The organism is Aquimarina muelleri DSM 19832, from assembly GCF_000430665.1.
GTDB lineage: Bacteria > Bacteroidota > Bacteroidia > Flavobacteriales > Flavobacteriaceae > Aquimarina > Aquimarina muelleri.
Genome location: NZ_AUML01000010.1, coordinates 77,578 through 91,012 on the forward strand (window position 1 = coordinate 77,578; position 13,435 = coordinate 91,012).

Annotated in this window: 15 protein-coding genes; 10 read left to right on the forward strand and 5 right to left on the reverse strand. The window is 30.7% G+C overall.

Annotation, left to right across the window (positions count from 1 at the left end):
• The first annotated feature begins 21 nt into the window (after nt 1–21).
• The 8 genes from H527_RS0106880 to H527_RS0106915 all read left to right on the forward strand — a co-directional run bounded on the left by H527_RS0106880 (nt 22) and on the right by H527_RS0106915 (nt 6,356).
• Nucleotides 22–387: a group III truncated hemoglobin gene (locus tag H527_RS0106880; RefSeq protein ID WP_027412018.1), complete on the forward strand. Its 366-nt coding sequence runs from the start codon at nt 22–24 to the stop codon at nt 385–387.
• A 129-nt stretch (nt 388–516) separates the two neighbouring features.
• Nucleotides 517–1,575, forward strand: coding sequence for a 3-oxoacyl-ACP synthase III family protein (locus H527_RS0106885; RefSeq protein ID WP_027412019.1), 1,059 nt, complete (start codon nt 517–519; stop codon nt 1,573–1,575).
• A 235-nt stretch (nt 1,576–1,810) separates the two neighbouring features.
• A complete protein-coding gene (locus H527_RS0106890; RefSeq protein ID WP_155837824.1) occupies nt 1,811–2,524 on the forward strand; it encodes a hypothetical protein in 714 nt (237 codons plus the stop codon).
• A 142-nt stretch (nt 2,525–2,666) separates the two neighbouring features.
• On the forward strand, nt 2,667–3,197 hold the full coding sequence (locus tag H527_RS0106895; protein WP_027412021.1) for a methyltransferase domain-containing protein: 531 nt from the start codon (nt 2,667–2,669) through the stop codon (nt 3,195–3,197).
• Nucleotides 3,198–3,247: 50 nt separating this feature from the next.
• Entirely contained in the window at nt 3,248–4,096 is an 849-nt protein-coding gene (locus H527_RS0106900) for a glycosyltransferase family 2 protein (RefSeq protein ID WP_027412022.1), read from the forward strand.
• A 454-nt stretch (nt 4,097–4,550) separates the two neighbouring features.
• Nucleotides 4,551–5,114 (forward strand): TetR/AcrR family transcriptional regulator, encoded by a 564-nt coding sequence (locus H527_RS0106905; protein ID WP_035087577.1) that lies wholly within the window; start codon nt 4,551–4,553, stop codon nt 5,112–5,114.
• A 65-nt stretch (nt 5,115–5,179) separates the two neighbouring features.
• Complete coding sequence (locus tag H527_RS0106910) at nt 5,180–5,926, forward strand: SDR family NAD(P)-dependent oxidoreductase (RefSeq protein WP_027412024.1); 747 nt, start codon at nt 5,180–5,182, stop codon at nt 5,924–5,926.
• Nucleotides 5,927–6,050: 124 nt separating this feature from the next.
• Nucleotides 6,051–6,356 carry a carboxymuconolactone decarboxylase family protein gene (locus H527_RS0106915; protein ID WP_027412025.1) on the forward strand — a complete coding sequence of 102 codons (306 nt, stop codon included), beginning with the start codon at nt 6,051–6,053 and terminating at the stop codon, nt 6,354–6,356.
• A 93-nt stretch (nt 6,357–6,449) separates the two neighbouring features.
• Here the strand turns inward: H527_RS0106915 and pafA are convergent, their stop codons facing one another.
• Nucleotides 6,450–8,090 (reverse strand): alkaline phosphatase PafA, encoded by a 1,641-nt coding sequence (gene pafA, locus H527_RS0106920; RefSeq protein ID WP_035087579.1) that lies wholly within the window; start codon nt 8,088–8,090, stop codon nt 6,450–6,452.
• Nucleotides 8,091–8,203: 113 nt separating this feature from the next.
• Between pafA and H527_RS0106925 the strand changes: the two genes are divergently transcribed.
• The gene (locus H527_RS0106925; protein ID WP_027412027.1) at nt 8,204–8,941 is read left to right on the forward strand and encodes an MlaE family ABC transporter permease; all 738 of its coding nucleotides are present in this window, start codon (nt 8,204–8,206) and stop codon (nt 8,939–8,941) included.
• Complete coding sequence (locus H527_RS0106930; protein ID WP_027412028.1) at nt 8,941–9,705, forward strand: ABC transporter ATP-binding protein; 765 nt, start codon at nt 8,941–8,943, stop codon at nt 9,703–9,705. The genes H527_RS0106925 and H527_RS0106930 overlap by 1 nt, the downstream gene beginning before the upstream one ends.
• Before the next feature lie 65 nt (nt 9,706–9,770).
• Here the strand turns inward: H527_RS0106930 and H527_RS21605 are convergent, their stop codons facing one another.
• Genes H527_RS21605 through H527_RS0106950 form a run of 4 tightly spaced genes read right to left on the reverse strand, consistent with a single transcriptional unit; the run spans nt 9,771 to nt 13,418 of the window.
• The gene (locus H527_RS21605) at nt 9,771–10,256 is read right to left on the reverse strand and encodes a hypothetical protein (RefSeq protein ID WP_051316672.1); all 486 of its coding nucleotides are present in this window, start codon (nt 10,254–10,256) and stop codon (nt 9,771–9,773) included.
• A gap of 31 nt (nt 10,257–10,287) precedes the next feature.
• The gene (locus H527_RS0106940) at nt 10,288–11,733 is read right to left on the reverse strand and encodes a DUF389 domain-containing protein (protein WP_027412029.1); all 1,446 of its coding nucleotides are present in this window, start codon (nt 11,731–11,733) and stop codon (nt 10,288–10,290) included.
• A gap of 6 nt (nt 11,734–11,739) precedes the next feature.
• Complete coding sequence (locus tag H527_RS0106945; RefSeq protein WP_027412030.1) at nt 11,740–12,819, reverse strand: mannose-1-phosphate guanylyltransferase; 1,080 nt, start codon at nt 12,817–12,819, stop codon at nt 11,740–11,742.
• Nucleotides 12,820–12,821: 2 nt separating this feature from the next.
• Nucleotides 12,822–13,418: a SprT-like domain-containing protein gene (locus tag H527_RS0106950; protein ID WP_027412031.1), complete on the reverse strand. Its 597-nt coding sequence runs from the start codon at nt 13,416–13,418 to the stop codon at nt 12,822–12,824.
• Nucleotides 13,419–13,435 lie beyond the last annotated feature (17 nt).

Sequence of the window (13,435 nt, forward strand, 5' to 3'; positions counted from 1 at the left end):
TTTGGTTAGCTTTAAAAAGTCATGAAAGATATCACATCAAGAGAAGACATAGAATTTTTAATGCAAGCTTTTTATAAAGATGCATTTATTAATCCTGAAATTGGAATATTTTTTACTAAAATTGCCAAAATTAATCTCGAAGAACATATACCTGCAATTACAGACTTTTGGGAACAACAGCTGTTTAGAAAGGGTGGTTATAAAAAAAATGTGATCCAAATTCATAAAAATTTAAATCACAAAAAAGAAATGCATAAAATTCATTTTGACACTTGGTTATCGCTATTTCAAAATACCGTTGACACAAATTTTAAAGGAGAAAAAGCAGAACTTATTAAAACCAGAGCTTTATCTATTGCTACAGTGATGCAATTAAAAATAAAGTAATCTTTATATCGTTTTTAATCAAATTAATATCATAAAAAGTAGTTGGGTATTGTAAAAATTATTATGCGTGCATAATAACTAATTAATAAAAGTTTATCTTACCTTGCTAAATTAAATAATTGGGAACAAATGAGTATCAAAATAACTGGTATAGGGAGCTATATTCCTGAAAAAACAGAAAAAAATAAGGATTTTATAAACCACAATTTCTTTACTGAGGATGGAATAAAAATCAATGGGGATACTAGTATTATAATTGATAAATTTAAAAAAATTACTGGCATTGAAGAACGTAGATATGCTTCCGACAAACACAATACTTCGGATTTAGCATTTTTATCCGCAGAAAAAGCAATTTTAAACTCAAAAATAGATCCCGAAACATTAGATTACATTATTGTTGCACATAATTTTGGAGATGTAGATAAAGGTACTTCTCAAGGAGACACAGTACCTAGTATTGCAGCAAGAGTAAAACATAAATTAAAAATAAAAAACCCATACTGTGTGGCCTATGATGTTCTTTTTGGATGCCCTGGCTGGATAGAAGGTGTTATACAAGCACAGTCCTTTATTAAAAGTAATATGGCACAAAAATGCCTTATTATTGGTGCAGAAACCTTATCTCGTGTGATAGATAAACATGATCGTGATTCTATGATCTATTCTGATGGATCAGGTGCAGTAATTCTGGAAAAAACAGAAAAAACAGGGGGAATTATATCGTTCGTAAGCGCATCTTATACTTTAGAAGAAAATAATTTTTTATTCTTTGGAAAAACTAATAGCTCTATTTCTCAAGACTCTAATAAGTATATTAAAATGTATGGGCGAAAAATATATGAATTTGCATTAAATAAAGTCCCTAATGCAATGAAAGCTTGTTTGGATAAAACCGATTTTCATATTTCTGACATAAAAAAAATCCTTATCCATCAAGCAAATGAAAAAATGGACGAAGCGATTGTAAAAAGATTCTACGAGCTTTTTGATCAAAGCACTCCTTATGGAATCATGCCCATGAGTATTAAAAACCTAGGAAATAGTAGTGTAGCTACCATACCTACATTATTAGATCTCATCCTAAAAGGTGAAATAAAAGATCAATCTATCAATGAAGGAGATCTTTTGCTCTTTGCCAGTGTAGGTGCAGGCATGAATATCAATGCTTTACTCTATCAATTTTAATTCTATTGCAAAATTCTATTAAGTACAGTTTTAACAATCACCTTTATTTAAACACCTATAGGAACAAATTATATACACTTGTATTTTTTTAAAGAAGGTAAAACACAAAAATATTATTTATAAAAAGTCTGTTGAATTAAAAACCAAACTTTTATAAATAACTCGAAGCCCCTTGTCTTAAAAAAGAAATTTTATATTTGTAAATAATCAAATAAATTCAAACCCACTATTCTTTATGAAAATTACTACTCAATTAATTTCAATTTTTATGCTATTCATCTGTATTAGCATATCCACTCAAGCCCAAAATTTTCTACCTGGATTTAATGGTTTTTCTAAAAAGAAAACATCTTATCTTCATATGGATAATGAGGAAATAGTTAAAGGAAATCTAAAAAAATTAAAATATGAAAAAGGACTTATTGAAGAGGTTAAAATAAAAGATCTTAATGACAAAAAAGTTAAAATAAAACCTAATAACATTGCATTTATGTACCTACCTCCTAGTGGTTTGGCAAAGCTAGCTAACTTTAATGATTTTATAACTGATGCTGATCAATGGAACAACGATGATCTTGATCAAAATCTATTTAAAAGCGGGTATGCTTATTTTGAAAAATCGGACGTTCGCGTAAAGAAAAAAACAAAAGCGCTAATGGTACAACTTGTTAACCCTTCTTTTTGCGAAAAAATTAAAGTTTTTCAAGATCCTTATGCTAAAAAAACTGCTAGTATAGGTATTGGTCCATTAAAAGCTGGTGGGATTTCAAAATCTTATTATGTTAAAAAAGGTACAGAAGTAGCTATTCGACTTAAGAAAAAGAATTATGAAGAAGAATTTAAAATGTTTTTTGGTGACTGCCCTACTTTAATCGAAAAATATGGAGCTAAGCCAAAATGGTCAGAATTTGCTAAGCATATTTATGAATATACCAAAGAATGTAAATAATACATATCTTCACTTTACTAAAAAAGGGATACTTAATTGCATCCCTTTTTTATTTGAAAAAATAATATAATCTTTACTTCTTGTAATACACTTTAATATCATTTATCTTTTTAATTAACTATATATATAAAATATAAAGAACATGTACGAAGGGACTTTTCCTCATAAAAGATATCAAAAAACATTAGAGTTCCTAAGAAAAAACTTTCCTGCCCCCGCCTCTGTTTTAGATTTAGGAGTAAGAAATCCATTTACAGAATTTATGGAAAAAGAAGGATATAGTGTTCACAACACCTCTGGTGAGGATCTAGATATCAACACAGAAGCCGTAAAAACAAGTGATGCAGATATTGTTACAGCTTTTGAAATTTTTGAACATTTAATCGCTCCTTTTAATGTTATAAAAGATATTAAAGCTAACAAATTGGTAGCTTCTATACCTCTAAAATTATGGTTCTCTCCTGCTTATCGTAGTAAAACAGATATGTGGGATAGGCACTTTCATGAATTTGAAGATTGGCAATTTGACTGGTTATTAGAAAAAGCTGGATGGAAAATTATAGCTAGAGAAAAATGGACACACCCAATCAAAAAAATTGGTTTTCGTCCTTTATTAAGATTTTTTACTCCCAGATACTATATTATCTATGCAGAAAGAGTTAAGACTTCCTAATATATTGTTTTTGCTTTTGTATTAAAAAAACATAAAAACGTATACTATTCTTGAAAACATATATTGTTATACCTACCCATAATGAAGAACGTTTTATAGCTAAAACGCTAAACTCTTTGGTATTGCAGACTTTAATACCAAAAAAAATAGTAGTAGTTAATGACAACTCTACAGATAACACCTGTAGTATTGTAAATGATTTTATCCATCAATACAATTTTATTAGTTTAGTTCACACCAATGCCTCTACAGATCATATGCCTGGCAGCAAAGTTGTTCGTGCATTTTACAAAGGTTACTCTACCCTAGATACAGATTATGACATTATTTGCAAATTTGATGCAGATCTTATCTTTCCCACAGATTATTTAGAAAAAATAACAAACTCATTTAAGCAAGATAGTAGTATCGGAATGGTAGGTGGATTTTGTTATATTAAGAAAAATCAAAATTGGGTATTAGAAAATTTAACTAATAAAGATCATATTCGTGGTGCCTTAAAAGCATATCGAAAAGCTTGTTTTAAAGATATAAATGGTCTTAAATCAGCAATGGGTTGGGATACGATTGATGAACTATTGGCTCAATATCATAACTGGAAGATTAGAACTGAAAACGAACTACATGTAAAACACTTAAAACCTACAGGAAATTCTTACACTCCAAAAGCAAGGTATAAACAAGGAGAGGCTTTTTACAGTATGCGATATGGCTTTTGGATCACTCTTATTGCGTCTACAAAATTAGCTTTACTTAAAAAACAGCCCAGTTTGGCTATAGATTATTTAATAGGTTATTTTAAAGCAAAAAGAAAAAAACATACCTTTTTGGTTTCTGAAATTGAAGGAAAGTTTATTCGCAATCTTAGATGGAAAAAAATGAAACAGAAAATATTATAGTAACAATTTATTTATAAAAAACACCAACCTAAATCAAAACATAAATTTATAAATATCAAATTATTTATCTTATTGTTTGGCCTCATATTGCTTCTTGTAACAAACATAATAAGAACAATAATGTAGATTATGTTTTATTTTTTAGGTAAGATTAGTAATAATACAGAGAATAAAATTAACGTATAGGGTAATAGTAATAACTTCAATAAAATCATTTCAATTAATACCGATGAGGTATTTTATGATACTTTAAAAATTGAACACAGTGGCTGATGTAGTTTTATAATTGATTGAGCAAATCAGGTACCACAGGTGGTAATCAAATAATTAGTAGTTCAGTTGTTTTATAGAACAAAGCTTAAAGAATTAGATATCTAACTCAAAAAAAAAGTTGAACAATATTAAAAACAGACAGGTCGGTCTGTTTTTAATATTGTTTTTATATATTTACAGTATGAAACACTCTTTAGTTCGACAAAATATCATTGAGACTGCTTCTGATCTTTTTTACCGTAAAGGATATAATCTTACTGGAATAAATGAGATTATAAAAGAAACAGGTATTGCAAAAGCTACTTTATACAACCATTTTTCTTCTAAAGAAGAAATTTGTTTAGCCTACTTAACTCATAGAAATGATACCTTCATAAAAGACATAAAAATATTTGTTTATAATGCCCCTAAAGGAAAAGATCAACTATATGCTTTGTTTCATTTTCTTATAGTTTTTTTTAATAAAAAGGATTTTAACGGCTGTTGGTGTTTAAATACTATTGCTGAAATACCAAGTGAAAATCAAAAAATAAGAAAGAAAATTCAAGACCAAAAAGAAGCTTTTATTTCATTTATTAAAAAGTTATTAGAAGATAATTATAACCAAAATGAAGATTCAAAAAATGAAGAACTCGCAAGAAAAATTTATTTGATTTATGAAAGTTCGATCGCAGAAAGCAAATTACATCAAAAAATCTGGCCTATTCAATCTGGATTATCTTTATGTAAAAACATATTAAATTAAAAAAATTTAATTAAAAAAAGACAGACTTGTCTGTTCATATTAATAACTTAAACATTATAAAAAAAATGACATCATTTAAAAACAAGACAGCCTTGGTTGTTGGAGGAACAAGCGGAATTGGTAAAGCAACGGTAAACACTTTAATTGAAGGAGGAGCTACGGTACATGTGATAGGCAGAAACACATCTAAAATACAAGATGCGAATAACGTAATTAAACATCAGCTTGATATTACCAACACTTCTAGTGTAGATGAATTAATAAGTACTATTTCTAAATTAGATCGCTTAGATTATTTAGTGAATGCATCCGGCATTTTTGGCCCTAAATCATTTTTAGAGCATACTCTAAAAGATTATGATTCGTATCAAGACCTCAACAGGGGATTCTTTTTTATTACACAAGCAGCTGCAAAAAAAATGAAAGAGAACAATAGTGGATCTATTGTTAACGTAGGTTCAATGTGGGCTAAACAAGCTGTAAAAGCGACACCTTCTTCTGCTTACTCTATGCAAAAAGCAGGTTTACACTCTCTTACACAACACCTAGCAATGGAACTTGCCGATTATGGTATTAGAGTAAATGCTGTATCTCCTGCTGTGGTAGAAACGCCTGTATATGACAGTGTATTTGGTGGATCTGATGAAGCAAAAAAAGCTTTAGTTGGATTTAATAACTTTCATCCCATAGGAAGAAATGGCACCTCTCAAGATATAGCAAACAGTATTACTTTTCTTTTATCCGATCAAGCTTCTTGGGTTACAGGAGCTATCTGGGATATTGATGGAGGAGTAATCGCAGGGAGAAATTAAATTAAAAAATAACCTCGGAGCAAATTAACGAAGTATGCTTCCGAAAATATATTTTGTTTTCGAGGTAAGCCTCGGAGAATTAAACTACACAATATAGATTAAATTAATAAAAAAAAGAATAGTTATGTACGACATGAAGAACCTAAAACAATTAGACTCATTAAGTAAGAATGCTTCTGAAGCAATGAAAGCATTTCAAAAATTTGATAATATTGCATTACAAGAAGGAGCAATACCAATAAAGTATAAAGAGTTAATGGCAGTTGCTGTAGCTTTAACTACACAATGTCCATATTGCTTAGAAATACACAAAACAAAAGCCATAAATGCTGGTGCAACTCAAGAAGAACTTGCTGAAACTACATTTATAGCAGCTGTATTGCGTGCTGGTGCGGCTGTAGTTCATGGAGCTCACCTTATGGAAAAATAATATAAATTCTTAAAAAAAGTAAAGAGTAAAGCTTCAAAAAAACAAGCTTTACTCTTTATATTTAATACCTTCTAAAAAGAGAAACATGAATTATTATTCTAAAACAAAAGATAACACATCACCTGTAGTTCCATTAGGAAAAGAAATCCCTAACATAGCTGATACAGTAGGTGCTATATCTGGTATATATGTTTTCTGAGTAGTACTACCCTTTTTTATACCATGACCAAAAAACAATAATGGAGCATGGGTATCATAAGGTAATCCACTACCATGAGTAGAACCAGTTTTAGAATAAGAGATAGTAGCAGGATCTAAAACAACAACAACATCGCCACTTCTTTTTTGGTTATATCCTTTTTGTATTAACGCAGCAATTCCCGAAGAATATTCTGTATTTTCTAGTTGATTTCTTGTAAATACTTTATCGACTTGATCTTCTTGTAATACAAAATGTGCTATTGCTTTTTGTAAATCTTCAGGCATTATCTTATTTTTTCTTAATATCTCATAATTAAAAAATATCTGATTATTAGATATATTTTCAATAAATCCTTCTGCTCTAAACTCTTCCTTTACAAACATTTTTATCTTTTTTACAAAAGTGTCTGTATCAAAGTATCCTGCCGGAATCTTAACAGATTGCAAATAAGAGGGTACATGAACTGCACCATGATCTGCAGTTAAAAAAACAGTATATTTTCCTTTTCCAACTTTAGCATCCAAAACATTAAAAAACCGCTCTAGATCTTTATCCAATCGCAAATAAGTATCTTGAATTTCTTTAGAATTTACTCCGAAATTATGCCCAACGTAATCTGTGCTCGAATAACTTACAGTAAGAAAATCGGTAATCTCATCTGCCCCTAATTGTTCTCCTGCAATTGCTGCTATTGCAAAATCAGTAGTTAAACTGTTTCCAAAAGGAGAAGATTTGATAATATCAAACCCAGAATTCTGATCTTTTAGTTTTGCCAAATCATAAGGAAATGTTGCTACTTCTTTTCCTTTAAAACCTCCTTCAAATTTATTTTGATCTACACCACTTTCTGTATATGTTTTTATATCATACAAAGTATTCCATACTTTTAAATAAGACTCTGCTTTATCTGAATCATTAAATTGTTTAACCCAATCTGGTAATTCATTACGATAATAGGTGCTTGTTATCCAATTACCTTCATCTTTACCTCTAAACCAATATGCCCCATTAGCAGAATGACCTGCAGGTAAAATAGCACCTCTATCCTTTATCGCTACACCAATTGTTTTTCCTTTTAACTGTGTATGTAGTCTATTTTGATCTGCTACAGTAGTAGTTTTCATTCGATGTGGAGACATTCTCTCTAGCTTGCTATCTGATCCAACTGCACTAACTGTAGAATCACCTGCACAGTACACCTTTTCTTTTCCAAATTTATCGTACCAATTGTTTGAAATTATACCGTGATTTTGCGGTGTAGTCCCAGTATATACCGAAGCATGTCCTGGACCAGTATATGTTGGCACATAATTAAAATGGTTGTTTTTACAATTAAATCCCTCATTGATCATGCGCTTAAAACCTCCATTTCCAAATCTATCATAAAAGCGAGTTACATAATCGTATCGCATTTGATCTACTACTATACCTATTACTAACTTTGGAGAACTTTTTATTATAGGTTTTTCCTGAGATTTACTTGGTATGTAACATAATACAAATAATAGAATCAGATATATTTTTTTCACCATTACTTTTTTGTTTTAGACTGTAAAAATACTATTTGTGCAAATGTAAAACTTTAATAGAAGGTTAAATGCTATGGATTTTTTTTTTTCTATTTTAGCCTTTCTAATTAATATACATGTTTTATCTAGACGATATTGGTCGGTATTTTTTAATGTTAAAAGGGGTTTTTAGTAGAATGACTAAGCGCTCTGTACTACGTAATCTTATTTTTAAAGAAATCGATGATTTGATAATAGGTTCTTTAGGAATAACAATTTTTCTTGCGTTTTTTATTGGAGCAGTAGTTGCTATACAAACGGCACTTAATCTTACCAGCCCTTTAATTCCTAAAAAACTTATTGCTTTTGCTTCAAGACAATCTGTTATACTTGAGTTTGCTCCTACTTTTATCTCCGTAATTATGGCTGGTAAAGTTGGTTCTTTTATTACCTCAAGTATCGGAACCATGAGAGTCACCGAACAAATTGATGCATTAGAAGTAATGGGAATAAACTCTCTTAATTATTTAGTTTTCCCTAAAATCATAGCAATGCTTATGTATCCTTTTGTGATTGCTATCGCCATGTTTATGGGTATATTTGGTGCATATGTTGCTGGAGTATATGGCGGATTTGTTTCGACTAATGACTTTTTAACCGGTCTACGAGAAGAATTTATCCCTTATCATCTTGTATATGCTTTTATAAAGACTTTTTTATACTCTTTTTTATTAGCTACTATACCATCTTTTCACGGATATTACATGAAAGGAGGGGCGTTAGAAGTTGGTAAAGCAAGTACTTCTGCCTTTGTTTGGACTACAGTAGTTATTATTATATCTAATTATATTCTCACCCAATTACTATTAAGCTAATGATAGAAGTTACTAATCTGCACAAGAGTTTTAATGGCGAAGAAATTTTAAAAGGAATTACAACTACTTTTGATCGCGGCAAGACTAATCTTATTATTGGTACTAGTGGAAGCGGAAAAACTGTTTTCTTAAAATGCCTGTTAGGTCTTTTTACTCCAGAACAGGGTGAGATTTGCTACGATGGTAATAAATACTCAGAACTTGATGAAGAAGAACAAAGAAATCTTAGAGAAAAGATGGGAATGGTTTTTCAAGGCAGTGCCTTATTTGACTCTATGACGGTAGAAGAAAATATAATGTTTCCTCTTATGATGTTTACCAAACAGAAGAAAGAAGAGATGTTAGAAAGAGTACATGAGGCTATAACCAGAGTAAATCTAGAAAACGCAAATAACAAGCTACCATCTGAAATTAGTGGAGGTATGCAAAAACGAGTAGCTATTGCACGGGCTATTGTGACTCGTCCAAAATATCTTTTCTGTGATGAACCAAACTCTGGATTAGACCCAAGGACTGCTATTGTTATAGATAATCTTATTAAGGAAATCACTGAAGAATACGACATCACTACTGTTATTAATACACATGATATGAACTCGGTAATGGAAATAGGTGAAAAAATAATTTTCCTGAAAAATGGTCATTTGGAATGGGAAGGGGACAAAAGCCAAATCTTTAAAACGGATAACAAAGCGGTTACTGATTTTGTATATTCTTCGAACTTGTTTAAAAAAGTTAGAGATGCTCAGTTAAAAGGTTTATAAGCTTATTAGAGTTATTTTGATTTAGATACATATAATCTTATATTCAAGACAATATACACTGTTCTTCATAATTCGCTTGTCATTTTACCTAAATTTATTTTTTCAGCTTTTATAAATTGTATTTCTCTTATATACTCCATACTCCCCCACAAATAGGTATTTCCTTTTAGTCCATTTGTAGCCTTCATCCTTCTGTTTAACCTATTTATCTCTTTGTCAGTCGCTTTTTTTCTTTCTCCAAGTTTACCATATAATTTAATAGCTGGATACTTACTAAACTTTTCTTTAAACAAAGATTTTATCCAAAAAAGAGTACCACTATTTACTCCTAAAACACAAATATTCTTATTTATCCTAGCGTGTTCAGGTAATTTTGAAGGAAACTTTTCGAAATAAAAACCTGTTTGATCATTATTCAAAAACAAAGATCCTATTGGTGTTACTGTAGGATTATTATTTACATCTACAGAAGCTATTGAAACATGAAAATTAGACTTAAAACTCCTATTAAAATGTTGCCGTATTTTATTCCAATTAGCATGTAAATCCATAGTGAATTTTAGCTTCTTATATAATATAACACTACTCTACATACAGTGTATCTGTTTTCATTTCTTTAGTGATCCATTCTCTTAGAGAATTTGTTCGTATTTTATTTAAGCTATCAGATACTTGAAATTTCCATTTTGGAAAAATAACTTTTATGGTATCTACTTTTAAGAAATTTGATTTTTGCACTTCGCCATATCCTAACTCTGCAAGATCTGGAAATCGTATTTTTGCATCTTTAGCTATGCTAGCATAAGCTATATTTAACGAAGTTACTTTATTAGCCTCATTAAGTTGTGCTTCTAAATCTGCTATCTTTATTTTTAGATCTTCGATATCATCTAGCAACTTATCATTCTCTTTTTCTACCCGATTTAATTGCTCTATCGATCTATCATACGCTTTAGATATTTGATCTATACCTCTGGACTTATTACCATTTATAACCAGAGTAAAATCACTAATACTTGGATATTCTTTAATTTCATTTTGCAAATCACTTACCGTTGCTTCATTGATCTCTCCATCAAAAAATAATTTTATAGATTTATTGTTATAATCATAAAAATCTTTTCGCATATACAGATTCTCATTTGCATCAATTTCATTTGCTTTAAATGCTTTATAATCTCGTTCTGCATTACTCTCATTAAGTGTTACATAAAAAGTATAACTTGCAGGTATCATCACCATTATTGCTAATAAAGAAGCAAGTTGTGCGGTACGTTTTCTCTTTGCTGAATTAGCATATCGCAACATCGGAAAACGTAATAGTTTAGAAACTATAAATGTAGATAATGCAATAAATGTTGCGTTAATAGAAAATAAATATAAAGCCCCTATTGCATATTCCAACTCCCACTCTGCAATACCATATCCTACTGTACATAACGGAGGCATTAACGCTGTAGCAATAGCTACTCCTGCTATAGCATTAGGCATGGTTCCTTTTTTAGATTTAGCTACGATTAATGCCAAGCCCCCAAAAACAGCTACTAATACATCTAAAATAGTAGGTGCTGTTCTAGCCTCAAGCTCTGGAGTTAATTCTGTTAAAGGAGAAACCCAAAAGTATAATGTTGCAGTAAGAACACTTAAACCTACCATTACTCCCAGGTTAACCAAAGATCTTCTTAAGGTGTCGATATCATTAATTGCAATAGATAATCCAACGCCTACAATCGGCCCCATTAATGGAGAAATTAGCATGGCTCCTATTACTACGGCGGTAGAACTAACATTAAGTCCAATAGATGCTACAAATACCGAAAAAATAAGAATCCAAGCATTATGCCCTTTAAATGGAATATCATTTTTAACATCTTCGATAGTTTGATCTTTATCGGTTTGGGATCGTATATCCAGTAACTCTCTAAGAAAAGTACTTACACTTTCGATAAGACCTCTGGCATCTCTTTTTACCGATTCTGCCATCTCTTCCTGATTAGTCCCTGATTGTTGGTTTACATCATCTTTCATGTTATTCTATGTGTATTCTTCTCCGTATGTTTCTTTTACTTTTTTTAATACTTCCTTTATATTTTGTTCTTTACTTTTTGGGTAAATCAAAAGCACTTCATCTTTATCTACAATTATATAATCTTGTAATCCATCAATCACAACAATTTTATCTTTTGTTGTTCTTATCATATTACCAGATGCGTTGTGAGGTAAAACTCTGGCATTAACCACTGCGTTATTTGCTTCTGTTTTTTCTAATTTATCATATAAAGATCCCCAGGTTCCTAAGTCATTCCAATCAAAGGTTGCTGGTAGAACATACACATTTTCTGCTTTTTCTAAAATTGCATAATCTATAGATACGTTTTCTGCAAGTGGATAATTTTCTTGTATAAAACCGTTCTCTTCCTCTGTATTATAAGTATTTATTCCTTTTTTAAATAATGCAGTCATTTCTTCTTGAAATTTTTCAAAAGCCATTACTATACTTTTAACACTCCATATAAAAATTCCGGCATTCCAAAGATAATTTCCTTTGGATATAAACTCTTTTGCTGTTTCGTAGTTTGGTTTCTCTGTAAACTGAGCTACTTTTTTTATGGCAACTTCATTTTCTGTATCGTATTGGATATAACCATACCCAGTATTAGGGAAAGTAGGTTTAATACCTAAAGTCATTAGTCTATCTTTTTTAGAACATTCAATAAAACTTTGTTCTAAATTTTTTATAAACGCATCTTCATCTTCGATCCAGTGATCACTTGGTGCTACAACCATTAAAGCATCGGGGTTTTCTTTTTGAATTTTTAACCCTGCATACAAAATACATGGTGCGGTATTACGCATAGCTGGCTCTGTAACCACTTGTTGTTGATTAACCTCTGGTAACTGCTCTAATACCAGGTCATTATAACGCTCATTGGTAAGAATAAATATATTTTCTTTTGGTATAATTTTAGCTAAACGAAAAAATGTACGTTGGATCAGGGTTTCTCCTGTTCCTAACATATCGTGAAACTGTTTCGGAAACTCTGTAGTGCTCACAGGCCAAAATCTTGACCCTACTCCACCAGCCATCAAAATAGCATAATAATCTTTGTTCATAATCAATTTAATAGTTCGACTTCTGCATTTGGGTTAAATAGGTAAACCTTTCCTGTGTTAACTTCTACACATTCATATCGCTTTACTTTCTTATTACCTTTTTTGAAGATTCTTCCGTTATATAACCTAAAAACACTTCCTAGGGGTAATTCAAATATATAATTTTTATCGTTAACCGGGTCATATTGTTTTAAGGCTAGTGCTAGTTTTTCATCCGTATCACTACTTGCTCTGGGGTTTTTAAAATGACGTGCTATAATTGGTAATAACCTAGATGGAAAAACTTCTGGATGAATATATGGCAACATCAATTGTTGAAAAGTTGTTTTCCATTCTACACCATGAGGTTTTATATAACGTCCATATTTTTCAAAAGCGACCAAATGAGCTATTTCGTGAATCAGAGTAATTAAAAACCTATACTTGTTAAGAGATGCATTTACCGTAATTTGATGTCTCCCGTCTGGCATTTTGCGATAATCGCCATGACGTGTAACGCGCTCATTAACAATTTTAAGATGTACGTTCCATTTTACAATAAGATCAAACACCTGATCTATTGATCTTTCTGGAATATATTGTCCTAATATCTCTTTCAATTATTAATCTTCTTTTA